The sequence below is a fragment of the Ruegeria sp. BB6 genome, assembly GCF_056539385.1.
The window spans coordinates 71653-98168 of the sequence record NZ_JBQFUW010000006.1 but is presented as its reverse complement, the minus strand read 5'-3'; the positions used below and the strand labels follow the sequence as shown (position 1 = coordinate 98168).

The 26516-nt window shown below is 58.2% G+C and carries 28 protein-coding genes; 11 read left to right on the top strand and 17 right to left on the bottom strand.

What is annotated here, in order from left to right; translation table 11 throughout:
* Window positions 1-11 precede the first annotated feature (11 nt).
* Window positions 12-278, bottom strand: coding sequence for a hypothetical protein (locus ACR0B7_RS14670; RefSeq protein ID WP_170388696.1), 267 nt, complete (start codon window positions 276-278; stop codon window positions 12-14).
* Window positions 279-1616, bottom strand: coding sequence for a DUF6638 family protein (locus ACR0B7_RS14665; protein ID WP_170486130.1), 1338 nt, complete (start codon window positions 1614-1616; stop codon window positions 279-281).
* Between ACR0B7_RS14665 and ACR0B7_RS14660 the strand changes: the two genes are divergently transcribed.
* A complete protein-coding gene (locus tag ACR0B7_RS14660) occupies window positions 1615-1737 on the top strand; it encodes a hypothetical protein (protein ID WP_480681817.1) in 123 nt (40 codons plus the stop codon). The two genes, ACR0B7_RS14665 and ACR0B7_RS14660, sit on opposite strands and share 2 nt — an antisense overlap.
* Here the strand turns inward: ACR0B7_RS14660 and ACR0B7_RS14655 are convergent.
* From ACR0B7_RS14655 to ACR0B7_RS14640, 4 genes are all read right to left on the bottom strand, one after another.
* Window positions 1734-2189 (bottom strand): hypothetical protein, encoded by a 456-nt coding sequence (locus ACR0B7_RS14655; RefSeq protein ID WP_170486131.1) that lies wholly within the window; start codon window positions 2187-2189, stop codon window positions 1734-1736. The two genes, ACR0B7_RS14660 and ACR0B7_RS14655, sit on opposite strands and share 4 nt — an antisense overlap.
* Entirely contained in the window at window positions 2186-4117 is a 1932-nt protein-coding gene (locus ACR0B7_RS14650; protein ID WP_170486132.1) for an ATP-binding protein, read from the bottom strand. Before ACR0B7_RS14650 ends, ACR0B7_RS14655 begins: the two co-directional genes overlap by 4 nt.
* 57 nt (window positions 4118-4174) lie before the next feature.
* A complete protein-coding gene (locus ACR0B7_RS14645) occupies window positions 4175-5293 on the bottom strand; it encodes a hypothetical protein (RefSeq protein WP_170486133.1) in 1119 nt (372 codons plus the stop codon).
* Between the two features lie 247 nt (window positions 5294-5540).
* Entirely contained in the window at window positions 5541-6620 is a 1080-nt protein-coding gene (locus tag ACR0B7_RS14640; RefSeq protein ID WP_170486134.1) for a coiled-coil domain-containing protein, read from the bottom strand.
* Between the two features lie 252 nt (window positions 6621-6872).
* On the opposite strand from ACR0B7_RS14640, the gene ACR0B7_RS14635 reads away from it, so the two are divergent.
* Both ACR0B7_RS14635 and ACR0B7_RS14630 read left to right on the top strand, forming a co-directional pair.
* A complete protein-coding gene (locus ACR0B7_RS14635; protein WP_170486135.1) occupies window positions 6873-8348 on the top strand; it encodes an NAD-dependent succinate-semialdehyde dehydrogenase in 1476 nt (491 codons plus the stop codon).
* Between the two features lie 181 nt (window positions 8349-8529).
* The gene (locus ACR0B7_RS14630; protein WP_170486136.1) at window positions 8530-8814 is read left to right on the top strand and encodes a hypothetical protein; all 285 of its coding nucleotides are present in this window, start codon (window positions 8530-8532) and stop codon (window positions 8812-8814) included.
* A gap of 321 nt (window positions 8815-9135) precedes the next feature.
* On the opposite strand, the gene ACR0B7_RS14625 is transcribed toward ACR0B7_RS14630, so the two are convergent.
* The 6 genes from ACR0B7_RS14625 to ACR0B7_RS14600 form a co-directional block, all read right to left on the bottom strand.
* Window positions 9136-9603 carry an Hsp20 family protein gene (locus tag ACR0B7_RS14625; RefSeq protein ID WP_170416289.1) on the bottom strand — a complete coding sequence of 156 codons (468 nt, stop codon included), beginning with the start codon at window positions 9601-9603 and terminating at the stop codon, window positions 9136-9138.
* Between the two features lie 122 nt (window positions 9604-9725).
* A complete protein-coding gene (locus ACR0B7_RS14620) occupies window positions 9726-10538 on the bottom strand; it encodes a trypsin-like serine protease (protein ID WP_170486137.1) in 813 nt (270 codons plus the stop codon).
* Window positions 10535-11326: a trypsin-like serine peptidase gene (locus ACR0B7_RS14615; RefSeq protein WP_480681812.1), complete on the bottom strand. Its 792-nt coding sequence runs from the start codon at window positions 11324-11326 to the stop codon at window positions 10535-10537. The genes ACR0B7_RS14620 and ACR0B7_RS14615 overlap by 4 nt, the downstream gene beginning before the upstream one ends.
* A gap of 115 nt (window positions 11327-11441) precedes the next feature.
* Window positions 11442-12764, bottom strand: a complete 1323-nt coding sequence (gene glcF / locus ACR0B7_RS14610) for a glycolate oxidase subunit GlcF (protein WP_170486138.1) — start codon at window positions 12762-12764, stop codon at window positions 11442-11444.
* 4 nt (window positions 12765-12768) lie between these two features.
* Window positions 12769-13869: an FAD-binding protein gene (locus tag ACR0B7_RS14605; protein WP_170486139.1), complete on the bottom strand. Its 1101-nt coding sequence runs from the start codon at window positions 13867-13869 to the stop codon at window positions 12769-12771.
* A 65-nt stretch (window positions 13870-13934) separates the two neighbouring features.
* Entirely contained in the window at window positions 13935-15374 is a 1440-nt protein-coding gene (locus ACR0B7_RS14600; RefSeq protein WP_170486140.1) for an FAD-linked oxidase C-terminal domain-containing protein, read from the bottom strand.
* Window positions 15375-15455: 81 nt separating this feature from the next.
* On the opposite strand from ACR0B7_RS14600, the gene ACR0B7_RS14595 reads away from it, so the two are divergent.
* Both ACR0B7_RS14595 and ACR0B7_RS14590 read left to right on the top strand, forming a co-directional pair.
* Window positions 15456-16154 carry a DUF599 domain-containing protein gene (locus tag ACR0B7_RS14595; protein ID WP_170486141.1) on the top strand — a complete coding sequence of 233 codons (699 nt, stop codon included), beginning with the start codon at window positions 15456-15458 and terminating at the stop codon, window positions 16152-16154.
* 35 nt (window positions 16155-16189) lie between these two features.
* On the top strand, window positions 16190-16537 hold the full coding sequence (locus ACR0B7_RS14590) for a hypothetical protein (RefSeq protein ID WP_170486142.1): 348 nt from the start codon (window positions 16190-16192) through the stop codon (window positions 16535-16537).
* Between the two features lie 2 nt (window positions 16538-16539).
* On the opposite strand, the gene ACR0B7_RS14585 is transcribed toward ACR0B7_RS14590, so the two are convergent.
* From ACR0B7_RS14585 to ACR0B7_RS14570, 4 genes are all read right to left on the bottom strand, one after another.
* On the bottom strand, window positions 16540-17025 hold the full coding sequence (locus tag ACR0B7_RS14585; protein ID WP_170486143.1) for an NAD(P)H-dependent oxidoreductase: 486 nt from the start codon (window positions 17023-17025) through the stop codon (window positions 16540-16542).
* A gap of 1 nt (window position 17026) precedes the next feature.
* Window positions 17027-17497, bottom strand: coding sequence for a 23S rRNA (pseudouridine(1915)-N(3))-methyltransferase RlmH (gene rlmH / locus ACR0B7_RS14580; RefSeq protein ID WP_170571175.1), 471 nt, complete (start codon window positions 17495-17497; stop codon window positions 17027-17029).
* Between the two features lie 44 nt (window positions 17498-17541).
* On the bottom strand, window positions 17542-17901 hold the full coding sequence (gene rsfS / locus ACR0B7_RS14575; RefSeq protein ID WP_170388678.1) for a ribosome silencing factor: 360 nt from the start codon (window positions 17899-17901) through the stop codon (window positions 17542-17544).
* 164 nt (window positions 17902-18065) lie between these two features.
* The gene (locus ACR0B7_RS14570) at window positions 18066-19415 is read right to left on the bottom strand and encodes a mechanosensitive ion channel domain-containing protein (protein ID WP_170486145.1); all 1350 of its coding nucleotides are present in this window, start codon (window positions 19413-19415) and stop codon (window positions 18066-18068) included.
* A 252-nt stretch (window positions 19416-19667) separates the two neighbouring features.
* Between ACR0B7_RS14570 and leuC the strand changes: the two genes are divergently transcribed.
* From leuC to ACR0B7_RS14545, 5 genes are all read left to right on the top strand, one after another.
* Window positions 19668-21071, top strand: coding sequence for a 3-isopropylmalate dehydratase large subunit (gene leuC / locus ACR0B7_RS14565; RefSeq protein WP_170486146.1), 1404 nt, complete (start codon window positions 19668-19670; stop codon window positions 21069-21071).
* A gap of 38 nt (window positions 21072-21109) precedes the next feature.
* On the top strand, window positions 21110-21664 hold the full coding sequence (locus ACR0B7_RS14560; RefSeq protein WP_170388674.1) for a DUF308 domain-containing protein: 555 nt from the start codon (window positions 21110-21112) through the stop codon (window positions 21662-21664).
* Between the two features lie 42 nt (window positions 21665-21706).
* Window positions 21707-22312, top strand: a complete 606-nt coding sequence (gene leuD / locus ACR0B7_RS14555; protein WP_170486147.1) for a 3-isopropylmalate dehydratase small subunit — start codon at window positions 21707-21709, stop codon at window positions 22310-22312.
* Between the two features lie 329 nt (window positions 22313-22641).
* Window positions 22642-23472, top strand: coding sequence for a hypothetical protein (locus ACR0B7_RS14550; protein WP_170388672.1), 831 nt, complete (start codon window positions 22642-22644; stop codon window positions 23470-23472).
* Window positions 23469-24497: an endonuclease/exonuclease/phosphatase family protein gene (locus ACR0B7_RS14545; RefSeq protein ID WP_170486148.1), complete on the top strand. Its 1029-nt coding sequence runs from the start codon at window positions 23469-23471 to the stop codon at window positions 24495-24497. The genes ACR0B7_RS14550 and ACR0B7_RS14545 overlap by 4 nt, the downstream gene beginning before the upstream one ends.
* Before the next feature lie 6 nt (window positions 24498-24503).
* Here the strand turns inward: ACR0B7_RS14545 and ACR0B7_RS14540 are convergent, their stop codons facing one another.
* Window positions 24504-25403 (bottom strand): Rossmann-fold NAD(P)-binding domain-containing protein, encoded by a 900-nt coding sequence (locus ACR0B7_RS14540; RefSeq protein WP_170486149.1) that lies wholly within the window; start codon window positions 25401-25403, stop codon window positions 24504-24506.
* An 85-nt stretch (window positions 25404-25488) separates the two neighbouring features.
* On the opposite strand from ACR0B7_RS14540, the gene ACR0B7_RS14535 reads away from it, so the two are divergent.
* Window positions 25489-26382: a LysR family transcriptional regulator gene (locus tag ACR0B7_RS14535; protein WP_170486150.1), complete on the top strand. Its 894-nt coding sequence runs from the start codon at window positions 25489-25491 to the stop codon at window positions 26380-26382.
* Window positions 26383-26516: the final 134 nt, after the last annotated feature.

Sequence of the window (26516 nt, the reverse complement as noted above, 5' to 3'; positions counted from 1 at the left end):
AAGCGAAACCCTCACATGAAGTTCGTAACGTAAATCAGGATCGCGATCACGCCCAGCGGCACGATATAGATCCCAAGGATCAGTTTGCGGCGGAACGAAGCGTCGTATTTCTGCAGCCCGCGCTGAACAAAGGCATCCCGATCGCCGGTCAGACCTTTCTTGTCCCAATGCGCGATCAGTTTACCGCGACGCACCCAGCGGGAATAGATCGACACGCCGACATAGAGGACCGTCAGAACGATCAGAAGCGGGATCAAAAACCGGAGTGCGACAAACATTTAACTTCTCCCAACAGCGCCCCAGGGACCGACACGCGCGATGATCTGATCGCTGACCCGGTCCTCGCCGCTCATGTCCGGCTCATGCCCGAACAGGGCGGCCCGCGCACCAGCTTTGTCCACCTGATACTCGCGCGCGAGGAAGTCGGCAACAAAGGCTTTCTTGCTTTCCGGCCATGTCGAATAGGTCCGGTAGAACAGCTCTTTGTGGCAGATGAACATCTGGCGCGGATCCAGCGGGGCAAGCTCAGCCAGCAGCATATTCACAAGGTCCCGGTTGGGCGTGTTCGCCGCGCGCAGGGTATAGAAATAGGCCGGATGATCCGAGGTGATGCGCGGCCACGGCCCGCCTTCGGTCGCCCAGCGCAGCAATTGCGCGAGGCCGTGATAGACTTCGGGCAATCGGTCGGCGTGGTTTCGGGCCAATCGCCGCATGTCACGCCGATCCAACCCGGTCAGGTCAACACCAGCATCCGCGGCCGCAGCGATGGTCAGGAAATCCATCTTTTGTTGCAGGATCGCGGCGGAATCCACACCGCGCGCCTCGATGATGGTCTCGACCAGATCGTTGTAGTTCAGGAATTTCGCGATCTGGTTGCGCTGATCCGCATGGAACACATAGTCCATCGGCAAATCGACCGAGGGGTTGTCCATGCTGATCGCCGCAGGATGGTCCAGATCGGGAAACAGGTAGAGACCACCAAAATGCGCGGTCCAGAAATTCGGCTGATCAAAGGCCGTGTGGCGCAGACGCACCGGGTTGCGAGTGACATCGCCCGTATCCCGGGCCGTTTCGATCATCTTCGCGATCAGCACATCGTCAAACCAGGCGTCTTCTTCGGTTTTGAACTGCTCGACCATGCCCGCCAGCTGCTCGGCCTTGCGCAGGGTGCCGCCGACCGTGTCGACCTCGATCTCGATCTTGCGCAGGGTCAGCAGGTCGCGCGGCGTGGTGAGTTTGAGGACCGAATTCACCAACTCACCGGCCACTGCATCCGTGGCGGTCAGGGCGAACAACTGCGCCTCGTTCATCTCGATAAACTCGCGCAGGATATCGCGCGAGGTCGAGAATTTGACGTTCAGCAGAGGCGCACGTTTCTGCTCGGTCGTCAGCAGGATGAACTGCCGGTTGACCCCGTTGGGGTTGAGGTAGAGCGGGTCGTCCAACTCCTGCCCGACCTCTGGCGAAAAGCCCGAGATATCCACGTGGAAATCCGTCAACGCCGTGGTCTTACCCGCCAGATGCTGCAACGCGCGGTTATACCGCTCGACCAGAGCCGGGCTGGAGATGTGGACGAGGTTGCCAAACATCAGGCCTTTTTCGATGAGGCGGATCATGACAATTGCCTTCCAGCGCAACGGTAGCGATGCGCCCGGCCCGAGGGTGGATGTGGAACGCGCCCGCCCTGGGGGGCGGGTCGGGCGCGGCGCGGCTGCGCCGCTGAAACACCAACTTTAATCAAGTATAAGCTCACAATTCATTTCCCGAAATGCGCTACCTGCCTTAACAGCTTGCAACGTCTTCAATTCGTCGTAGCTACCCTTAATATCTTCGTCCCAAGTCTTCCCCTCAGCTTCTTCCAGAAATTGAGCCCACATATAGCCAATCGAGAAATCCGCAGTGGGGCCTACAACTAAATTCCATGCAATTCCTACTGGGACTTCATTTGTATTGTCTTCGTTTAGTTTACCGGCTCGCCACGCCTTAACGAGCACGACAAGTTTCTCATAGCCTGTATCGAAAAGCTCGAGACCTTGTTGTTGGTAGTCCTCAGTCAAAGCCGCATACGCTGCACATCTCCATTGAGAAAAAGCTATTTTGCCGATTGCGTTATAGTCAACTTCTGCGCTGCCGGGCGTCGCAATTAGCAGGCCGAGCATCATGGTCTTCACTTTAGTAAAGTAAGTCACCCCTTCCCCTCCAAATACCGCCGCTTGGCCTCTTCCATCCGGCCCATCTCACGCACGGCGTTCTCAATCGCGACCTCATCGCTCTTGTCGGCATAGCGGAACTCGCTGTCGGCGTAGCGGTTGATCTCCTGCATCACCATGTCCACCGTGATCGGCTGGCGCAGGTCTTCGATCATTGCCTTCTTGATGTCGTAGTCGCGGAACAGGAACAGGTCGGGGTTCTCCATCCATTCGTCGGGCAGTTCAAAATCCATCGCGCGGACCTTGACCGCGTCGGTGATGTTCTTGATCGCGCGGCCGGTGAAGCGTTCATCCGCCTGTTGGATCGCCTTGAGGTAGGTGCCCAGCTTGGCGATGGTGTCCATGTGGCCGATCTCGCCCGAGACCCGGTCATAGACCTGCATCAAGGCGTCCTCATGCGGGCGGGAATGACTTTCAAAACTGGCGGCGACGGCCTTTTTGATTTCCTGCGCGGCATAGGCGTCGTGTTCGCCCAAGGGTATGTCGTGGTTGCGGCCCATCAACAGGTGCAGGATGTCGATATAGTCATCGCGCGTTTGCGGCCCGTCCACCAAGAACCGCGCCCCCGCCCTCTGACGCAAGGCATCGTCCACATTCTCGGGGTAGTTCGAGAACATGCCAAAGGTGCAGTTCCCGCGCACGACGGTGTTGGCGCCCGCAAAGCTCTCCATCAGCACGGCGGTGATTTCCAGTTGGCCCGCGCTGGACTGCCGGTCGCCCCGTTTGCCCGCCAGTTGGTCGATATCGTCGATGGTACCGAACCCGATGACCGAGGGGTCGATGATCGTATTGATAAACGCCTTGGCATTCTGGCCGGACTTGCCCTGATAACTGTCGATATTGTCGGTGCTCAGGTTCTGATAGCGGAACGGGTAGCCCGCGTTCTGGCAATACTCGTTGATCAGCCCGGCCATCATCTGGATCAGAGTGGTTTTTCCGGTGCCCGGTTTGCCGTCGCCCATGAAGGTAAAGATGAACCCACCGAGTTCCGCGAAGGGGTTCAAGCGACGGTCGAAGTCATAGGCCATCAGCATCTTGGCCAGCTTCATGGCCTGATACTTGGCGATATGGTTGCCCACCACCTCATTCGGCTTTTTGAACGTCATGGTGAGCGTGGTGGACTTAGCTTTGGAGGCCGGTTCGAATCCCCGGATGGTCAGGTCATCGGCCTCGATATGCCAGGCTGCGTTCTGGAACGGGGCCAGATGACCCGCAGACTGCGCGCGCAGCGCTGCTTTTTCCATCAACTGCTCGGCATAAGCGCTGGTGGCCGCAATCAGGTGAGTGTCATCGGGCGCGTGTTTGGCAAGGGTCTGGTCCAGTTCCCACAGCGCGCCATGCAGGGCAAGCTGGCCATTGTCGGTCAGAACTTCTTCGATCTCGCCAATATCGACGGTGGTCTCGCCCAGATGAGAGGACATCAGATAGGCCAAGGCATTGCCGAACGTGTGGGATGTGATCAGCGCCTCAGCCGTCAGCAGTTCCGAGAATTCAGTCTTACGCGCGGCCGGCAAGTCGCCCGCGAGGTTGGCGCGCTTCAGATCGGCCAGAGAGGTCTGCTCGGCATACGCCTCGGCCACGGCCAAAGCGATGGCGATGGCGCGTCGTATCGCCTGTTGCGTGGTCGCCTGCGGCGGCGAGACCAGCATGTCACCCTCATCCGAGGCCTCGATCCGGTCCACCAGATGCACACCGTCTAAACGCACGGTGCGACGCGTCACCAACCCCGGAGTCGTCGACCGGAAACGCCGCCCCGTCGAAACGCCCGGAGATCGCTCCACGGCCACCTCGACCGCCTTCGCAATACGCGGCGCATGTTCAAACCCGTTCAGCAAAGCGGTCGCAGCCGGATAGTGCTTGCGAATATCCGCCTCGCGCAATTCCATCTGATCTGACGTCAAACTCATCTCAAAAACCGCCCTTGCTTCTTCTGTTCAAAAATACTTCCGCCGGAGGCATAAAATCTAATAGCGCAACACTTGCCCCGCCTTGCTGACCACGAATTTGCGCACGTCAGCGAAACCCGGCGGGTTGCGCTCGGCCAGCACCTGAAACGGGCGCTGAGGCAGGATGATCGAGCGCTGCGTTTGCGTGGCTCCGGTCTCGGCCCCCTGCCCGCCAAACGGGTCCAGAGCGAACACCTCGCGCTCGACGGTCGAGAACCACCCGGCCCGTTCTTCGATGACCTCTTCGCTTTCCAACTCTTCGGTGGTCCAGGCCAAGGCCCAATCCTGACCCTCGGGTGCTTGCGCGTCTTCCAGCACCTGCCGCAGGGGGCCGGATTGCTCGGTATAAGCCGAGGAATACATCGGCCCCACATGGATGCGGCGCAGGTGTTTGGGGTGCAGATCGTCAAAATCCTGATCAAACCCCTTGGCGATTGTCACCAGTTTCAACCCGCCCAAGGACTGCGCCATCAGATGCGCCTGTACCTCGGGCCAGCGGCGTTGGTCTTTGGGCAAGGCCGTCCGACCGCTGTCCTCCAACTGCATCAGGTAGATCACTGGCAGGTTGATCTGGCTGTCATAAACCGCCCAGTGGAGCAGGAATTTGCGCCGATCACCCTCGTTCCCGACCCAGTGGCATTCGGGGTCATTGCGGGCCCAGAAAAGCTGGCCCTTCAGCAATTCCTCGTAGTAGAGCCTTTGCGACAGCGCGAATTGCAGCTTGGTGGGGATGTCCCGGTCGCCAATGATCGTCCGCACCATGTCGGTTTTCAGCTCGTCTTCCGAGGGCATATTCGCCAGATGCACCTGCGCCTGCTGCGCGTCATTGGCCATGGTCAGAAGCTCGGCCGCCACCGGAAACCCGCTGTCGCGCTTGTCCATGGCAAGGCTGCCAAAAAACCGCCCCGTATCGCGCCCGACCAGCAGGTATTTCATGGAAAGCGCGCGGAAGGTGTAGAGCAGCCCTGAAAGGTAACGCGACACGATCCGCACCTCTTGCTTGCTGATCGCGCCCTCGGCCTCCAACGTCGCGGCCACGCGCAACAGGTGGACGGTGATCACCTCAAACTTGCGGAAATAGCGACGTGAGGCGAAGGTGTCGGTCAGGCCGACATGGTCTTGGGTGGGGTTAGTCATCTGCGATACCTGAGCGCCAAACCATAGCTGCGGCAATCAACTTTTTGGATAGAAACCAGACAATCAACAACAGTCCAATTGGAACGCTTGCAGTTCCTAACAACCAAGTGAGGTAACCCCATAAAAGCGATATGTCCTTTCCAATTTCAGTGCTGGCAAAAAGCCACAGAAGGAACATTGTCGCAAACGGCCAGACCACCAGTGTAAAGCCGATCCAAAAGAGTTTGTTTCCGCCTTCCCTTTGCACTTAACCCCCATACAAATTCTTATCATGCTTCTCAACGATCGAGGCAAAGCGCCGGGCAAAGCGTTCATCCGCCTTGGCCTTCTTCTCCAACACGTCGCGGGCAAAGACCATGTGGTCCTCATGCGCCTCAAGCATATCGGCCATTTTCTGATTGGTCGCGGTGCCGATGGCGGCCATGGCGGTTTGCGCCTCTTGGTCGGTCTGAACGCCGATCTCGTTGATGCGGTGGGCCACGTCCTGCTGCTGCGCGGTTTTCAGCGATTTGGTCAGGGCGTCATACAGCACCACGCGCTGTTGCGTGTCTGTCTGCAACTTGTTGATCAGCACCATTTGCGTCGCCGCCTGGTTTTGCAGTGAATCGACCCAGGTCTTACCCTTTTCAATATAGCGCTCCAGCGTCTGGGACTTGGCCAGCTTGACCTGTTCTTCCTGAACCTTGGCGTTGTATTGCTTGTTCAACTCGGCCAGTTCGGTTTCCAACTGCGTGCGCACGGCGGCGTCCTGTTCGACGCTGATCTTGTTCTCCAGCGTGATGATCGTCGGGTCCATGCCCTGAATTTCAACACGCAGCGCCTCTAACTCTGCCACGGTCGCCTCTCGATCATCCAGCGTGCCGGTCAGGTTGTCTTCGACTTTCACACGCTGTTCTTCCAGCACGGACAACTGGCCTTCCAGCAGTTTCACAATCACGTCCGATTTGGCGATCAAATCCTGCAGCTTGTCGTCGATATTGGCGGTGCGCATCCGTTCCTGCCGCATGGATTCGGATTTACCTTTGGCGAAGATACCGACAAAGCTCTCCCACCCGGTTTTCGAGCGCATTTCGTCGAAATCCTTGGAAAACGCGTTGGTAACATCGTCCAGACCCATGATCAGTTCGGCGATATTGGCGTTCATCACCTCGGTATGAGCGTGCACATCCTCCAAAGTGGCGTTTTCGATGTCGATATCGGCCTCGGCGGTGCCGATCTTGGCCCGTGCCGCGTCAATCCGCGAAGTCAGCCCCTCAATCTGCGACTGACTCTCGCGCACTTTCGCCTGCGTCTCTTCGATCAAGGCGTCAAATTGATGGTTCGACATCTGCACTATCCCCTTTTTTGTTCAATTACCCAATAAGATAGGGAATGTTATAACTATTTACATCCCCTTGCGCCCAAAATTCCCCGGAACTTTGGCAAACTCGGCCCCAAAAAGATAGGAGCGATCCAATACGGCCCATTTGCGGTTTTTTTGATCAAATCTGGATTGATCCGAGCACCACTGTGGACATAGACATATTCGACGTCACCTGATTGGGTGCGCATAAATCATATCCGCCCCGGAGGCTGACCCATGCTGGATGCAACAACTGACCTGAAATCCATCCTCAAGAACCCCGACCTGCTGGTCACAAAGGCTTACATCGGTGGCCAATGGGTAGAGGGCGACAATGGATCCTTTGCCGTATTGAATCCAGCACGTGGCGATGTTGTTGCCGAAGTCGCAGATGTCAGCCGCGCACAAGTTGCAGGCGCGATCGCGCAAGCGGAAACAGCGCAAAAGGAATGGGCCAAGCTGACGGGCAAGGAACGCGCAGTGATCCTGCGGCGCTGGTATGACCTGATGATGGAAAACGCGGAAGACCTTGGCCGGATTCTAACCGCCGAGCAAGGCAAGCCGCTGGCCGAAGCCGTTGGAGAGATCGGGTATGGCGCATCCTTCATCGAGTTTTTTGGTGAAGAAGCCAAACGGGTCTACGGCGAGACGATTCCGGGCCATCAGCGCGACAAGCGGATCATGGTGCTGAAACAGCCCATCGGCGTGGCGGCCTCGATCACGCCTTGGAACTTCCCCAACGCAATGATCACCCGCAAGGCTGGGCCAGCCTTGGCTGCAGGTTGTTCCTTTGTTGCGCGTCCGGCGGCGGAAACGCCTTTGTCGGCGCTGGTTCTGGCGGCTTTGGCGGAACAGGCGGGCATTCCGGCAGGTGTGTTCAGTGTCGTTCCCTCATCGCGGGCCAGCGAGATTGGCAAGGAATTCTGCGAAAACCCCGGCGTGCGCAAACTGACCTTTACCGGCTCGACCGAAGTGGGGCGCATTCTTCTGCGGCAGGCTGCGGATCAGGTGATGAAATGCTCGATGGAGCTGGGCGGCAACGCGCCGTTCATCGTGTTCGACGATGCCGATCTGGATGCAGCGGTCGAAGGCGCGATGCTGTGCAAATTCCGCAACAATGGCCAGACCTGCGTCTGCGCCAACCGCATCTATGTGCAGGCGGGTGTCTATGACGAATTTGCCGCCAAACTGAAAGCCGCAGTTGAAGCGCTGAACGTGGGCGATGGTCTGACGGAGGGCACCACGACCGGGCCGCTCATCAACGATGACGCGGTCGCCAAGGTGCGGGAACATATTCAGGACGTCACCGACAAGGGCGGTGCGATCCTGACCGGCGGCCTTCCGCATGATCTGGGCGGAACCTTCTTCCAGCCAACCATCGTGACCGGTGTGACACAGGACATGCTGGTTGCTCAGGATGAAACCTTCGGCCCGCTGGCCCCGCTGTTCAAGTTCGAGGACGAGGATGACGTGATCGCTATGGCCAATGACACGATCTTTGGTCTGGCCTCGTATTTCTATGCCAAGGACCTGAGCCGCGTTTACAAAGTGGCCGAGGCGCTGGAATATGGCATTGTCGGCGTGAACACCGGCATCATCTCGACCGAGCTGGGTCCCTTTGGTGGCGTCAAGCAATCCGGTCTTGGGCGCGAAGGCAGCCATCACGGGATGGAAGATTATCTTGAGATGAAATACGTCTGCCTGTCGGTCTGAACTGAATGGGCCACCGTTCCGGCGGTGGCCTCGTTGACTGATCTGGTCGAGGTTGAGGCTAGAAGCTAGGCCCTTGCCAGTTCAGAGAGCTCCAACTCGAATTGCCCTATGGTAAAGGCCAGACTTGTGTCATTGTGATACTCCTAAGCATTCTTAGGAAAAGTAGTAGGGGGGAGTTGAAATGGCCTATTTTTCTGTATCGCATTGGTCTGCGACTGACTGGACCGCCGAGATGGAAGCGCTCGCGCGAGACAAATACGTTCCGATGGTCATGGCGTTAGGGGCCCAAAGCGTCGACATGGTGAGAACCGGGGATTTGAGCTTTCTTGTTGTCACAAAATACGCGGATGAAGCGGCAGCAGATTCCGCGCAGGCGAAGATTGATGCCATCAGGGAAGAAGCGGCGGGTGAACTTCCAATGAAGATGAGTAGCGTTCACCGAGGGCCGACCTTCGCCAACGGATAATCACCCGCAAGAAAATTTGGCGCTGACAAAGTTGTAGCTGAAACGCGATAGGAAGTCGTCAACTTGGGCATCCAAGAATGACGCGGCGCGCTGTAGCCGTGCCGAAATCCTATGGAATTCACGCACAAACTTGGCTTTGGATTTTTCAACGGGACTTTCGCTGAAATGGGCGATGGACTGTCATAACCTCAATCCGACTTGCCCGTGAAACAGACCTTCAGTGCTATCCAAAGAAACAACGCCCCGCGTCTGGAGGAACGCGGGGCGTGCAGTCTGCGACAATCCAGAGAGGCGGGACTATCGCTATGTGATCAGACGGCCTCAGTTCACGGCCTTGGCGTCGACCACATCTTTCTCAATCGCTTTACCAGACGAAATCTCGATCCGGCGGGGCTTGAGTGCTTCAGGAACTTCGCGCTTGAGGTCGATGTTCAGCATACCGTTTTCGTGGCTGGCGCCGGTCACGCGGACGTGGTCGGCCAGAGCAAAACGACGCTCGAACGCGCGGGTGGCGATGCCGCGGTGCAAGAAAGAACGGTCCTTGTCCTCGGCAGCTTTCTTGCCTGCGACGACCAGCGAGTTCTCTTTTACTTCGACCGACAGGTCATTTTCGGAAAAACCGGCAACAGCGACCGAGATGCGATAGGTGTCGGCATCGGTTTTTTCAATATTGTAAGGCGGGTAGCTGGGCTGAGCCACGTCGTTCGTCAGAACGCGATCCATCATGTCGGCGATCTGGTCGAAACCAATGGTGGCGCGGTGCAGCGGTGCAAAGTCAAATGTACGCATGTGTCGTATCCTCATGTCAGAGCGATGATCGAATTGTGCCCTCCAACCGGACGGGCGATGATTTATCAGGCCCCGTTTTTGGCGACCCGATACAGTTCACATGGGTAGAGATTTGACCGAGTTCAACCCCCGCCGGGGCTGATGAATTTCGCACCCGAGCTGGACTTGCCGGACCCAACCGGCAACCGTCGTATCGCTGCCTTGGGTTGCGGGGCATCGCGCCGCAATGCAGACTTCAATTCCGACACGATTCCAGACAGTTCCATGCCAAATCCAACTTTTTGCCGACCATCCGTCCCTACAGCGGACACGACCGACAAAATCTGCCAGCGGGGACCGTTTCGGGCCAGCAAAGCCGACCCGGACGAGCCGAATGTGACGTCGCAATTGAAAGTAATCAGCCCTTGCCGACGATCGAGGATACGGCAAGATCGCTCTCGCGTTATTGCCTCGGACCGACCGCGCCCATACGAGGCGATACTAACCTCGCTGCCTGCGACCCGACCGCTATGCAACGCGAACGGATCTGCGACCGAGTAGGGAATCGGCCGATCCAGACGCATAAGCGCAACGTCCGCGCGTGTGGCCTCGGCCGAAAGATGGGGATGTTTGGCATAGTTGGGGTGAACGGCAATCTGAACAACCTTTCGCTCGGCCAATGCTTGTCCGTCGCTCAACCCCGCACGGAATGTCACCTTTCCGGGTTCGTATGGCGCACCATTCGCCCGGTTCAGGGCACAATGCGCGGCTGTCAGTACAAGGTCCTGAGAAATCAGCGTTCCTGTGCAGAATCCGTCCTGCCCGATGTCCAGTCGGCCAACGGCCTCCCATCCGTAAAGATCATCCCGATCCGTCAAGGTGCGCTTACCGCTTTGCGCAGCCGCCGCAGCGGACAATGCAAACAAACAAAGGGCGGGAAGAAGAAAGCGGATCATGGCTTGATGAACCGAGCGCCCACGTTGTTTCCTGATCCATTCTGTTCCGTCGAAGCGGTAAAACCGCGACCCGCCGACAGTTCGGCCTGCAATAACGAAAGGGACTTTTCAACTGCGGTTCCTACGGCGACGCGCTGCCCATTGAACTCAGCTTTTGCTGCAACAACGGAAACTATACGCGGCCTGTCACCACTAAACGAAAACACGGGCGCGCCGGACGATCCGAATTCCACGTCGCACGACATGACCAGTACGTCGGACCTGCGGGTCATGACCGAACAGACCTCTTGCAAGGACGGAGCCTCGGCCCGATCCTGAGCATAAGATACCACGCCCACCTCCTCGCCTTTTGCGGGGCGGTTGCCTGTTTCAAAAGGAATGACGGTCGTGTTTCGGATCGGCTGCCACAGTTCGATTAGCGCAATATCACTACCGATGCGCGCGGCAGATGCTTCTTCGCCGTACTGGTAGTCAGGATGAATCACGGCTCTGCGTGCGGCGCGGTAAGCGGACGCACGCCCCAGTCGCCACGCCGCCAAAAACTCGACCTGAGCCAGTTCCACGCGTTGGCCCGTGACCTTGTCGAACAGGCAATGGGCCGCCGTCAAAACCAACGTCGGAGAGATCAGAGTACCCGTGCAAAAGCCCGCACCGCCGATATCCAGACGACCCACAGCCATCCAAGCGCGCCCCGCATCCGTGGTATCCAGGCTTTTCAGCCTGGAATCCTGTGCGTTGGCCGTCATCGGCAAACATGCCAGCACTAGAGCCTTGATCCAGTTTCGCAAGCGGTTCTCCGGCGTTGCTATCGACGCATCTTCCTACGCACCGGGTGAGGCGAAAATAGGGCGCTGACTTGGCCGGTCATATCAATGCCGAACTGATGCGTCGCTGCATCAAACCTTATCTGAGGATCGGAACCTCGCGATCTGGTCTGCGATCCTGCAGCATCGCTCTGGGCATGGGACCTCCGGTTGCCCAATCCAGCAATTCCACCGTGTGCATGATCGGAACGTCGGTGCCCGAACCGATCTGCATCATACAACCAATGTTGCCAGCGGCGATAACATCAGGGTTCTTCGCCTCAAGAGTCCTGACCTTGCGCTGTTTGAGTTTTCCAGAAATCTCGGGCTGCATCAAGTTATAGGTGCCCGCGCTGCCACAGCACAGATGGCTGTCCGCAGGCTCGACCACGGTGAAGCCCGCTCGTTTCAGCAAGTCTTTGGGGTGCGTCTTGATCTTTTGGCCATGCTGCAGAGAACACGCTGCATGGTAGGCGACGGTCATGTCCTTATCTGCGCCTTCCGGCAGGTCAAGCTGCACCAACAGCTCGCTGATATCCATTGCGATAGAGGATACCCGCGCCGCATCTTCGGCCAGCGCATCATTTCGGAACATGTGGCCATAGTCCTTGACGGTCGTGCCGCAGCCAGAGGTGTTGATAACAATCGCATCCAGCCCGTCCTTGTCCATCTCGGCTGTCCAGGCGCGGATATTCGCGGCGGCGGCCTTGTGACTGTCGTCTGATTTGCCCATGTGATGGGTCAGGGCACCGCAGCACCCGGCACCCTCGGCCACGACAACTTCGCAGCCCATGCGCGTCAGCAGGCGGATGGTGGCATCGTTGATATCCGTATTGAGAGCCCTCTGTGCGCACCCCGTCATCAACGCGACGCGCTTCTTGCGCTCGCCTTTTGACGCAAAGCTTTGGGGATCATCGTTGCGGCTAACCGGTGGGATGTGCTTCGGTGCCATATCCAGCATTGCCCGCAGCCGCGCGTCGGGCATCAGGAATTTGAACGGTCGGCCGAGTTTCGCACCGATCAGCGCCCAGCGAAACCGCATCGGATAGGGCAGGATTTGCGCCAAAACCCACCGCAATGCGCGATCCGAAAAGGGCCGTTTGTAGTTCTGTTCGATATATTCGCGAGCGTGATCGACCAGATGCATGTAGTGCACGCCCGAAGGACAGGTTGTCATGCACGCCAGACAAGACAGGCAGCGGTCGATATGCTTGACGGTCTTCTCATCGGGAACACGCTCATTCTCCAGCATGTCCTTGATCAGGTAGATGCGTCCGCGCGGGCTGTCCAGCTCGTCCCCCAACACCTGATAGGTGGGACAGGTCGCCGTGCAGAACCCGCAGTGCACGCAATTGCGCAGGATTTCGTTCGAGCGCTTGATGCCCGGATCCTGCAGTTGTTCTTCGGAAAACGTCGTCTGCATATTTCTATCCCATCAGTCCCGGGTTGAACAAACCACGCGGATCAAATTTTTGCCGCAACCCCTTTGTCAGAGCCTTAACCCCAGCAGTTTCGGGTTGGAACCGGCCCAGTGTCGCCGCAGTTTCCCGCTCCGCCCGGACAAGCGTCGCGTGACCGTTGAACACACCAAGCCGCGCGCGCAGATCGGTGCCTGCGGGGACAAGCGCCCAGATCAACCCGCCGCCCCAATCGAACAGGGTCTGGCTTGCATCCAGACGCGCGGATACCTCTGGCGCGTCCGTCGGTTTGACTGAAATACGCCACACATCGCCATCCTTGTCATGAAACGCTGCAGCATCCCGAATGCCGCGCCACAAGTCAGCCGATCCCTCAACCTCGGAAGGCGCGCCAAAGCTGGCCAGCGTGGATTTCAACTGTTCGACCCTGTAGGCCACCGAATCCGCGAAACCTTCAATCCTCAGCAGCGCACGACCTGTTTGCGGATCATAGGCCGCACCGCTCACCTCGTACGGGGATTTCAAAGCAGCCGAGAGCACCCGAATTGCCGCCCCTGCATCCGCTACCGGGATTTGCAGGGTTGCCGTCGCCTCAGGCTTGGGCAGCACTTTCAGCGATACTTCGGTCAGCACACCCAGCGTTCCCCAGGCACCGCTCATCAACTTGACCAGGTCATACCCGGTCACGTTTTTCATCACACGCCCGCCATTCTTTACGATCTGACCACGACCATCGACATAACGAACGCCCAGCAGGAAATCGCGGCACGCCCCCGCCTGAATCCGGCGCGGTCCCGAGATATTGGCAGCCACGACACCGCCAATTGTCGGAGTGCCATTGGTCCCCAGCAAACCGCGATGATCCATCGGTTCAAACGCCAATTGCTGACCTTCGGCGTCCAGCGCGGCCTCGATCTCGGCCACCGGGGTTCCGGCCTGCGCCACGATCGTCAACGCGCCCGGCTCATACAGGGTAATCCCGCTCAATCCGCCGGTTTCAATAAGATCATCCGGCCCACCGATCCCTCGGGTTCCACCACCGGCAATTCGCACGGGCCCTTGCAATCCGGCCACGATTTCGGCCAGTTCGGTCTCTGTTTCAGGTCTCATGACACTTCTTCTGTTCAAAAATACTTCGGGGGAATCGCGGCTTGCCGCGATGGGGGCAGCGCCCCCTACTCAGCGGCGATCCTGCGGACTTCGGACACATCCAGCGGGAACACTTTGGCCGGGTTCAGCAGCCAATTGGGATCGAACACATCCTTTACGGCCATCTGCGCCTCAAGGTCCTGCGGCGCGTATTGGTGCGACATCAGATCCCGTTTTTCGATCCCCACGCCATGCTCACCCGTCAGGCATCCCCCCACGTCCACGCACAGTTTGAGGATATCGGCCCCAAACGCCTCGCATTTCTCAAGGTCACCGGGCTTGTTCGCATCAAACAGGATCAGTGGATGCATATTCCCATCACCTGCGTGGAACACGTTGCCTACCGGCAATCCGTAATCCTCGCTCAACTCTCCGATCCGGCGCAGCACTTCTGGCAGAGAGGAGACGGGGATCGTGCCATCCAGACACATGTAGTCGTTCATCTGGCCCATCGCCCCGAAAGCCGATTTCCGTCCCAGCCAGATTTTGGCGCTTTCTTCAGCCGATTGGCTTTCGCGCAATTCGACCGGGTTGTGACGTTTGGCAATCTCGATGATCTTCGACAGTTGATAGTCGATTTCAGCCTCGGACCCCTCGACCTCGACAATCAGCAAGGCGTGGCAATCGGGATAGCCGGCATGGGCGAAATTCTCACACGCCTTGATGCACAGCGTATCCATGAACTCGATTGCCACCGGCAAAATACCCGATTTGATGATGTCCGAGACACATTGCCCGGCCACCTCATTGTCGTCGAACCCCATCAGCACAGGCCGCGCGCCTTCGGGCTTGCGCAGGATGCGCAGGGTGGCCTCGGTCACGACACCCAACTGCCCTTCCGAGCCGCAGACCACGCCCAGCAGGTCCAGCCCGCCCGCGTCCAGATGTGCGCCGCCGATTTCGACCACGCTGCCATCCATCATCACCATCTTGACGCCCAGCAGGTTGTTCGTGGTCACGCCATATTTCATACAATGTGCGCCGCCGGAATTCATGCCGATATTCCCGGCGATGGCGCAGGCCAGTTGCGACGAAGGGTCGGGGGCGTAAAAGAAATCGTATTCTTCCACGGCTCCGGTCACGCTCAGGTTGGTACGGCCGGTCTGAACGCGGATGAAACGGTTGTCATAGTCGACCTCCAACACATCATTCATCCGCGCGATACCCAGAATGACACTATCGGCCGTTGGTAGCGCGCCACCGGCCAGAGATGTCCCCGAGCCACGCGGAACGACCGGAACGCCTTCTTCGTTGCAGATGCGCAGCACATCCGAGACCTCAGCAGTCGTGGACGGCAACACGGCAAGCATCGGAGGGCAGCGATAGGCCGTCAGCGCATCACATTCATAGGCCCGCGTCTCAGCCGGTTCGTGGATCACGGCGTCTTCGGGGAGAACTTGCAGCAGACGCCGCAGGACCACATCCTTGCGCCGCAGAATATCAGGGTTTGGTGTTGGCATTTCCATGGCTGACCCTCCGTTTGGTAAAATAATATTACCAATTTTCCGATCTGGCAAGTTGTGACGTCACGACTTAGTGTCGCGCTTATGTCTTGGATTGATCAGTCATTGTTGTTTTCACCGCTGGATTTCATCGGCATCGCGCTGCTAATCGGCGCGTGGCCTTTGATCGGATGGCGGATCGAGAATCCTTCGCCGCAAAAGCCGTCTGTCAGCATGATCATGGACGACTATCGCCGCGAATGGATGAAGGAAATGGTGACCCGCCAACCCCGTATGTTCGACGCGCAGGTGGTGGGCACGATGCGGCAAGGCAGTACTTTCTTTGCCTCGACCACGATGATTGCGATTGGGGGCGGGCTGGCCCTGTTGGGAAACACCGAACGCCTGGCCGGGCTTGCTCAGGATCTTGCGTTGGGGACAGCCCCTGCACTGGTGTGGGAAATCAAGATCCTGACCATCCTGCTGTTTCTGGCAAATGCGTTTCTGAAATATGTCTGGGCGCATCGGCTGTTTGGCTATTGCGCGGTGCTGATGGCCGCCGTGCCGAATGAACCAGCCGATCCTGCGGCCTACCCCCGTGCCGCCCAAGCCGCCGAGATTTGCGTCACCGCCGCGCGCAGCTTCAACCGAGGTCTGCGATCCACCTATTTCGCCTTGGCGTCCGTGGCGTGGATATTGGGACCCTATGCATTGATCGCGGGCACGCTGATTACACTGGCCATGCTCTACCGCAGAGAGTTTGCGTCGCATTCACGGACAGTACTTCTCAACACCGGATCGTGATCATGTGGCCCCTCACAATAGGGTAGCTTCACAACATGAGATATCTTGTTCTGACCGCCCTGCTCGCAACCCCGGCCCTTGCCGATGATCCGGTGATTGAAAACGTTACTGCCAGACAAAGCGGCGATACATGGCGATTCGACGTCACCGTCTCGCATCCCGAAACGGGTTGGGACGATTATGCCGATGGCTGGCGGGTGCTGGATATGAATGGGGCCGAACTGGGGATGCGCGTGCTGCATCACCCGCACGAGAACGAGCAGCCCTTCACACGATCGCTCAGCGGTGTGGCGATTCCCAAAGGAACGGCACAAGTGCAGGTGCAGGCCCGAACCAACGTGGATGGCTGGGCGGAAAAGACTTTTGTGGTTGACCTGAATTAAGGTCAGAAGACGCCCATCTGCAACCCGGCAGCCATGGCCAAACCTAACTCACGGCAGGTTTCGAGCTGGTCGGCGGGGATGGTCTTCTCGGCAAGTATCGCCTCGGGGGTCTGCGCGTGGGTGCAAATGATCAAAGGCGGCTGCACCTCTTTCAACCGCCAGCCGGTTGCGATGCGGGCGGTTTGGCGGGCGGCGTTTTCGCCATCGGACCCGGCGCAGATCATTTGCGCATAGGGCCGACCCTCAATCCGGCCCAGAACCGGGTAATAGCTGCGGTCAAAGAAATCCTTCATCACGCCGGAAATTGCGGCCAGATTCTCGGGCGCGCAGAAAACATAGCCATCCGCGTTCAGCAAATCATCCGGGCCTGCCTGATCAGCGGCTTTCAGAACCACGTCTGCCTCGTTGCGCGCGGCTTCAGCCGCAGCCTCGGCCATTTGCCGGGACCCACCGGTGCGTGAATGGTAAACGATCAAAAGCTGCGCCATGTCAGACCCGGTGATAGGGACCGCCCGACAGGATGGTTGCGGCCCGGTAGAGCTGTTCCGCCAACATCACACGGACCATCATATGAGGCCAGACCATCGCCCCGAACGAGATCGAAAAATCGGCCTCAGCCCTTAGGTTAGGGTCTATTCCGTCCGCCCCGCCGATGATCAGCGCCAGATCCTGCCGCCCGGCATCGCGCCAGCCGCCCAGCTTTTTCGCAAAATCAGGCGAGGACATCATCCGCCCGCGCTCGTCCAGCGTGCAGATCACCGCACCTTTGGGCAGCGCTTTGCGCAACAGCGCGGCTTCGGCCCCCATGCCCGCGTTTTTCTTGTCCTCAACCTCGATCACCCGCGCGGGGCCAAGGCCCAAGCTCCGGCCGGTCCGGTCAAATCTGGTCAGGTAATCGTCAAGCAGTGTCTTTTCGGGTCCGGCGCGCAATCGCCCGACCGCAACTATGCTGATCCGCATATTTCTCTCGCCTCCGGCCTTTCAATACAGGCCGGGATAGCGCCTCAGTTCGCCGAGGCGCTGCCACCCGCAGGCAGCCACATCTTTTCCAGCTGATAGAATTCACGTACTTCGGGGCGGAAGATATGGACGATCACGTCGCCCGTATCGATCAACACCCAGTCGCCGGTATCCTTACCTTCAACCTTCGAGGTGAAACCGAATTCCTGCTTGATCCGATCCGTCAGCTTTTCCGCCATGGCCGAGACCTGACGGGTCGACCGACCCGAGGCAATCACCATGTGATCCGCAACCGAGGATTTGCCCTGCAGGTTGATCTGCACGACGTCTTCGGCCTTGTCATCGGAAAGTGAGGAAAGGATACGCTCAAGCAGCTTGTCGCTGATTGACTGAGAGTGGGCCATCACGCTGGCCCCGTCATCGGCGGGCAAACCCGCCTGGGTATGTAGAGACAGGACATAGTCCTCCTTTGCTGCGCGCCGCAAATCCCCGGCGCCGGGGTACTATTAAGGTAACAAGCGGATTGCAACATTTCAATGAACGGGCGCGAAAGGTCCGCAACGTCCGTTCACTCTTCGGCGATCTGTTGCGAGTCTGCGTCTGACAGCAGGCGCACTTCGCGCTGCGGGAATGGGATCGAGATACCTTCCGACTGGAACGCATCCCATAGCGCCAGATAGACGTTCCCCCGAATATTAGTCAGCCCCTTTGTTGGGTCGCTGATCCAGAAGCGCAGGACATAGTCGACACTGCTGTCTCCGAACCCCGTGATATGACAAACAGGCTCATGAGACCCGCCGCTCAGCACCCGTGACACGGATTTTACCGCGCTGATTGACGTCGCGCGCACCTTGTGGGGGTCGTCTTCGTAACTTGTGCCAAACTCCAGATCCAGCCGCACGAATTTGTCGGAATGCGACCAGTTCACCACCTGATTGGTGATCAGGTCCTCGTTCGGGATCAGGTATTCCCGCCCGTCCCGCGTCACCACCGAAACATAGCGCGCGCCCAGCGCGTTGATCCAACCGAACGTATCGCCCAAAGAGATCACGTCGCCCGGCTTGATCGAGCGGTCCATCAGGATGATGATCCCCGAGATCAGGTTCGACACGACCTTTTGCAGCCCGAACCCGATCCCCACACCAATGGCCCCGGACAACAGCGCGATACCGGTCAGGTCAAATCCCAGCGTGCGGATCGCGGCCAGAAAGACCGCGCCGTATAGAAGCACCTGAATGCCCTTCGCCAGCAGCACCTGCATCGACGGGGTGATGTCATCATTCCTCATCAAACCGCGTTCGGCCGCGCGGGTCCCGACACGCGCCAGTGTCAGAAGAATGCCGATCAGCAGAACCGCCTTGATAATCCCCAGTGCCGAGATGTGCAGATCACCGATCGAGATCGCCACGCCGTCCAGAAACCCGGCCACGTCGTCGGTCAGGTTCAGGGCCACAAGCGTCGCGTAGATCCACATCGCCCATTTGAAGATTCGTCGCAGCGTTCGGTTGCGCACCAATCGGGCCACCAACGCAATCGCCAGCCACGCAGCAGCCAGCGTTGCGATCACGCCTATGATATAGCTGCGCGAAGGCCATGTGATCTGCTGCATCACAAGGTACAACGCCCAAGACAGAACCACGAAATAGACCAGCGTCAGGCGCTGCATCAACTGGACGAGAACACGCAGCCTCCATTTCGGCCACCCGGTGCGAGACCGCGCCCATGACTCCCATCGACCTTGGGTCAACAGCTTGAGAACAAAGGCAAGACCCCAAAGAAACAGGATGATCACAAGCTGGTATTGCCGCCAGCCCGGTGTGACGATCAGTTCGGCAAAGTTTTCAAACTGAGAGGAAAAGGCCGCGACCATGTCATCGTAAAGGTCCGACAGAGAACTTGGGATCAGGTCTTGGTTCATTCACGTCTCCTGCCCGACAGCTTGGACAGCAAAGTCCATTGATGCAAGCCTGACGCGGTTTTGAACCTTGATTGACGGGAAGACGCGATATATCTGGTGCGCATGAGACTCGATTTGGCCCCAGCTCCGACGTTGCAAGACCGCACGCGCCTGCGTGAACGGTTCTTTGGGGCCGCCCGCACGGTTCTGGCCCGCCTATAAGCGGCCCAGCCACTCGCCAGCTATTTCTCATTACAATACGGGAGAGGACCGATGTCCCCCAAAACACTCTATGACAAGATCTGGGATGCCCATGTCGCGCACGAAGCCGATGATGGCACCTGCCTGCTGTATATCGACCGTCACCTGGTGCACGAAGTCACCAGCCCGCAAGCCTTTGAAGGGCTGCGCATGGCCGGTCGTGAGGTACGCGCGCCTGAGAAAACCATCGCGGTGCCGGACCACAACGTTCCAACCACGCCTGATCGTGTAAACGGGATCGAGAACCCGGAATCGCGTATTCAGGTTGAAGCACTGGACAAGAACGCCAAGGATTTCGGTATTCACTACTATCCTGTGAACGACGTCCGTCAGGGCATCGTCCACATCGTTGGACCCGAACAGGGCTGGACCCTGCCCGGCATGACCGTTGTCTGCGGCGATAGCCACACCGCCACTCACGGCGCGTTCGGCGCGCTGGCCCACGGCATCGGCACGTCCGAGGTCGAACACGTTCTGGCCACGCAGACCCTGATCCAGAAGAAATCCAAGAACATGAAGGTGGAAATCACCGGCAAATTGCAGCCGGGTGTGACCGCCAAGGATATCACTCTGGCCGTGATCGGGGAAACCGGCACAGCTGGCGGCACTGGCTATGTCATCGAATATTGCGGCGAAGCGATCCGCGATCTGTCGATGGAAGGCCGCATGACCGTCTGCAACATGGCCATCGAAGGTGGCGCCCGCGCTGGTCTGATCGCCCCGGACGAGACCACCTTTGAATATGTCAAAGGCCGCCCCCACGCCCCGAAAGGCGCACAATGGGAAGCGGCTCTGGCCTGGTGGAAAACGCTCTATACCGATGAGGATGCGCATTTTGACAAGGTCATCACCCTGCGCGGCGAAGATATCGCGCCCGTCGTGACCTGGGGTACCAGCCCCGAAGATGTGCTGCCGATCACCGCGACCGTGCCCAACCCCGAAGATTTTGAAGGCGGCAAGGTCGACGCGGCCCGCCGGTCGATCGAATACATGGGTCTGGAAGCCGGCCAAAAGCTGAGCGATGTCGAGATCGACACGGTCTTTATCGGTTCCTGCACCAACGGTCGGATCGAAGACCTGCGCGCTGCGGCTGAAATCCTGAAAGGCAAAAAGATCAAGGACGGGTTGCGCGCCATGGTCGTGCCCGGCTCGGGTCTGGTGCGCGCTCAGGCCGAGGAAGAAGGTCTGGCAGACGTTTTCAAAGAGGCCGGGTTTGAATGGCGCTTGGCGGGATGTTCGATGTGTCTGGCGATGAACCCCGACCAGTTGCAACCGGGCGAGCGCTGTGCCGCGACCTCGAACCGCAACTTTGAAGGCCGTCAGGGACGGGGTGGACGTACCCACCTGCTGAGCCCCGCGATGGCTGCCGCTGCAGCGATAACAGGACGGCTGACAGACGTCCGCGAATTGATGTAAGGTGCCCTCATATCTGAATATTTGAGGGAGAGACTGAGATGAGTGATTGGGTCAAATGGCTCTTGTTGGGGCTGCTTTCGATTGCGTTTGGCATCTTTGTGCTGGGCGCGCCGGTGGTGGCTTCGATAGCTGTGACAGTAGTGACCGGAGTGTTTCTGCTGATTTCAGGCGCGCTGCAAGTTGTCGGCGGTTTTACGGTTGAAGGAGCCGGCAACAAGATTCTGTCGCTTATCATGGGTGCCGTGATGCTGTTTCTTGGCTGGAACTTCATGTCTCAGCCGCTGGCCGGAACGCTCACCCTGGCGATGGTCATGCTGATCCTGTTCATGGCAGGCGGCATCGCGCGGGTCATTCTGTCGTTCCAGATGCGCGGAACGCAGTATTTCTGGCCGACGATCATCTCAGGCATCTTGTCGATCGTCCTCGCGGGCATCATCTGGAGTTATGTAGGAAGTGAACCCGCAGTGCTGATGAGCATTCTGGGCATCTTCCTTGGGATCGAGATGCTGTTCAACGGGTTCGGTTTGGTCTTCATGGCGTTCTTCGTCAAGAACGCCCCCAACGACGCAACAACTGAAGCGAAACAAGCTTAAACGCGGGGCACGGGGTCGGCCCTCTCCCGCAGGAGTGTGAACATGGAAAAGTTTGAAAAAGTCCACGGGGTGGCCGCCCCAATGCCATTGATCAATATCGACACCGATATGATCATCCCGAAAGTGCACCTGAAAACGATCAAGCGGTCCGGCCTCGGCGTCGTTCTGTTTGACGAAATGCGCTATCACGACGACGGGCAGGAAAACGAAGAATTCGTCCTGAACAAACCCGCGTATCGTGAAACTGAGATTCTGGTCGCAGGCGACAATTTTGGCTGTGGCTCGTCGCGTGAACACGCACCTTGGGCGATCAAGGATTTCGGCATCAAGGTTGTGATCTCGACCAGCTTTGCCGACATCTTTTTCAACAACTGCTTCAAGAACGGTATCCTGCCCATCGTGGTTGCGGACGAACACCACGCGATCCTGATGGATGACGCGCACAAGGGTGAAAACGCCCGCATGACCGTGCATCTGGAAGATCAGCAGATCACCACGTCCGATGGCGTCGTGATCGAGTTCGACATCGACCCGCACCGCAAGCACTGCCTGCTGAACGGCCTGGACGATATCGGCCTGTCGATGGAGAAGGAACATCACATCGACAAGTTCGAGGAGCACGCAAGTCAGGCCCGCCCCTGGGTTTGATTCTGTGGATGATTCTGTGGGCACTCAACCTAAAGGGGTCGCTTCGGCGGCCCCTTTCGCATTCTAGGGGTTGAATTTGCAGCAACCACAACATGTAGCGGCAATGCTAAATTACACGTCGGATTTGCGTCAGGAATGATGCAAACCCGCACCAGTTTTGCCATCATTTTGCCCAAAATCACGTGTTTTCTGCACCTTGGCTTGAGCGCAATGCCTAACGGGGCCAGTGTTGGCGCTATAGAGGCATCCGTCAAAAAACAAACGGCGGGCACAAGTTGGAATTGAAGTCGGCAAAGAACCGACCGATCCAGTTTGAAAGGGTTCGGATAGTGATTGCGCGCACAACAGGGGCGGCAATTCGGGGATTATTGGTTGCACTGATTGTGCTGACCCCCGCGTTGTATTTGCCCGCATCGTCAACGAATGGGACCGAGATCGTCGTGTTTCTCGCCATTCTCGCGTTTTTCCTGACCTTTGCTGAATATAACTCGGCCTTTCCCAGCTTTATCGAGTTCCGCGATGCTCCGCCTGTGAACCGTTTGCGCTTTGTTGGGCTGGTCACGATGATCATGTTTTTGACCCTGATCTGCAAAAACGCATATCTGCCCACACAGCTTACCGCCCTGTTTTATTCGATAGGATTCAGCTTGGCGAATGTGGTCGACTTTCCGTATTCACCGGTGCGGCTGATCGTTCTGATGTTGCCCGGAGATGCCAGTGCGCCCCTTATCGAACTGGTGCGCATATCCGCCAGCGTCGCGTACCTGACCGCGTTGGTCACGATCGGCAGCTTTGCCTACGCGGTGAAATTACGTGGCTGGCCCACCGGAAACGGTGCTTTCAACGTCTGGACCAACCTGCCCTTGTTCGATCCGACGCAGGGCGGTGATGTGGTGACGCGCCTTCAGCGCGACGGCCGGCTCAACATCTCGATCGGCGTGCTGCTGCCCTTCCTGATCCCAGCGATGATCAAGATGCTGACGAACTATGTCGATCCCATTTCGCTCAGCAATCCTCAGACCCTGATCTGGACCATGAGCGCATGGGCTTTCCTGCCCGCCAGCATGATCATGCGCGGCATGGCTACCCTGCGCATCGCGAACCTGATTGTTGAAAAACGCCGCGCCTATTCCACGGCCGAGTCCACTCAGACCGCATGATCCGAATTCTTGTCCTGCTTTGGCTGCCCCTGATGGCGCAGGCAGAAACCGTGCGCGTTGCTACTTTCAACACTGAACTCAGCCGCAAGGGGCCGGGCCTGCTGCTGCGCGACATTCAGCGCGGAGACGCGCAGGCCAAAGCTGTCATCGAAGTCCTGGTGGCGTCACACCCCGATATTGTCGCCCTGCAGGGGATCGACTGGGATTTTCATGGACAGACCCTAGCTGCGCTGACCGAGCGGCTGCGCCAGGCCGGTCTGGACTACCCTCATCAATTTACGGCACGGCCAAATTCGGGGCTTGAAACCGATCTGGATATGGATGGCGATGGTCGAACACATGGTCCGGGCGATGCACAGGGCTGGGGCCGGTTCACGGGGCATGGCGGCCTTGCGGTCCTGTCGCGCTATCCCATCCAGACCGAAAACGTTCGGGGTTTTACAGATTTGCTGTGGCGGGATCTTCCCGGCGCCCAGCTTCCCCGCAAGGGTTCGGCAGCTTTTCCCTCGGACGAGGCACAGAATATTCAACGCCTGTCTTCCACCGCACACTGGCTTGTGCCCATCGAAACACCGATCGGAGTTGTCGATCTGATGACGTTTCACGCCGCTCCCCCAGTTTTTGACGGGCCGGAGGATCGGAACGGACTTCGCAACCGGGATGAGATTCGCTTTTGGATGTCCCTTTTGAACGGCGAGATCACTCAGGCGCCGACGGGATCATTTGTTTTGGCGGGGGATGCGAACCTCGATCCCGACCGCGGCGAGGGGCGAAAAGAGGCAATTCGGCAGCTATTGAGCGACCCGCGCTTGCAAGACCCTGTACCAGAAGATGCAACCGGAAAAGAAACCACGGTCGTGTGGAAGGGCGTCGGGGACATGCGCGTGGACTACGTATTGCCCTCGTCTGACTTGCGTGTCATGGATGCCGGAGTGTTCTGGCCAGCGCCCGGATCAGACCTGCGCGCAGCGGCCGAGACCGCCAGCAGACATCGCTTGGTGTGGGTCGAACTGGCCGCGCCCTGAAACCACTTAAACTCTGGCCGTGGTTGCGGTGGGATACAGCCCAGGCTGCCCGTCCGAAATGGCCGTGTTTATGGCCTCATCCAGATCAGTATGCGTGAACCCCGGCACCAGTTCGTTGAAAGCCTCTGCGTCTAGACAATGCGGCGCATCCCATAGATAGCGCATTTCGATCAGATGCGGCGCAAGGTTCCAGAACATTCGGCTCAGGTGGATCGGCCACCAGTTCATGCGCTTTACCTGCACGCTGTGACCCGTCACCCGCGATAGCGATTGCGCCAGTTCCTTTCCTGTCAGGGTGTAACCTGCAAACGGCACGTCGCTAAAACGCGGCAGGTCGTCTCGTATCTCAGCCAGGGCAACGGCGGCTCGGGCGAGATCCGGCAAATAAGCCCAGGAATGGGCAATGTCAGGCCGACCCGGATACACCAGTTGTCCCTTTGACAAACGCTTGATCAAAACCTGATCGAACCAGTTGCCTGACGCGCAGGTGTCGATGAAATCTCCTGCCCTCAAGATGATCGTCTTGACCGAGGAACTGCGGTAGGCGTCTTCCATCTCGACCCTGATCCTGCCCAGCGGATTCTCAGCGAAATGGGGCGAAGAACTGGACCACGGCAAAGGCGTAGAAGCCCCAAAGACATACACGTTGCCGGGAACGATCACTGTCGCCCCGGCGTGTTCGGCTGCGTCGATGACTTGTCGATGTAACTTTGGCACCAGTCTGGCCCAGTCCGGGTAAGGTGGATTCCAGGCATTTACGATGATGCTGGCTCCTTCTGCGGAGTGCTTCAAATCCTGCGATTTGCGGTCAAAACTGCGGACCGACCAACCCGCTTTGCGAAATGCCTCGGCGCTATTGCGCCCGAACCGGCCTGTTGCGCCCAAAATCAGTGCTGTTTGTGTCATGGCAACCTCCTGTCACTCTCAACACTGATCCATTCAAAGGGATATGGGAATTGCCTGCATGTGCAGAACGTGTATTCATTCATGAATGGATAGACTCATCACCCCGTCCGACTGGTCCCTGATCCAAAGCTTTCTGGCCGTAGCTGAAACCGGTTCACTATCTGCGGCAGCCCGGCGGTTAGAGCGAAGCCAGCCGACGCTAGGCCGACAAATTCACGCGCTTGAGGACGAGTTGGGCGTATCTCTTTTTGATCGACATGCGCGCGGTCTGAGGCTGAGTGAAGTCGGCGCGCAACTGCTACCTATGGCGCAGCAGATAAACTCTGCCATGAGCGCAATCAGCCTGACCGCGGCAGGCCAGTCGCAACAATTGGAAGGGACAGTGCGCATAACCACTTCGGTTTTTGCAGCCCATCATCTTCTGCCGCCCATCATGGCCCAAATCCGCAAGCAAGAACCGGCGATACAGCTTGAGCTTGTCGCAACGGACACGGTCGAAAACCTGCTGTATCGCGAGGCTGATATTGCAGTTCGCATGTATCGCCCCGAGCAGGTCGACATCGTCTCAAGGTATCTGGGCGATGTGCGCATGTGCTTTTGCGCGGCCCGGTCTTATCTGGACCGAGCAGGCCGCCCGGCAGACCCCGGAGAATTGTTCAATCACGATCTGGTCGGCTTTGACGCCAATGAGCAGATCATCAAAGAGATGCACAACAAAGGCTGGCCCGCGAGCCGGGACAATTTCGCAACCCGTTGCGACCTTCAGAGTGCATATTGGGAACTAATCCGAGCCGGTTGCGGAATTGGGTTTACCCAGACGCATGTTGCCGAGGCAGACCCCTTGGTCGAAATCCTGCCGCTGGACGTGGAAATCCCGGTCCTACCCGTGTGGCTGGCCGCTCCGCAGGCGATGCGCCAAACCCCGCGAATCCGGCGCGTTTGGGACCTGCTTGCCGACGGTCTGAAGGCCAGTCTTTGACGGTGAACCTGCTTTGACCGTGCCGTTTCGTCACGGAAACCGAGATTCCCGTCGACTCTGTTTGTTTTGGCCTGTTCGTCTCATTGACCCGATGCGGCGCAGGCGCTAGGGCCATTGCGACGAAACGCAAGGAG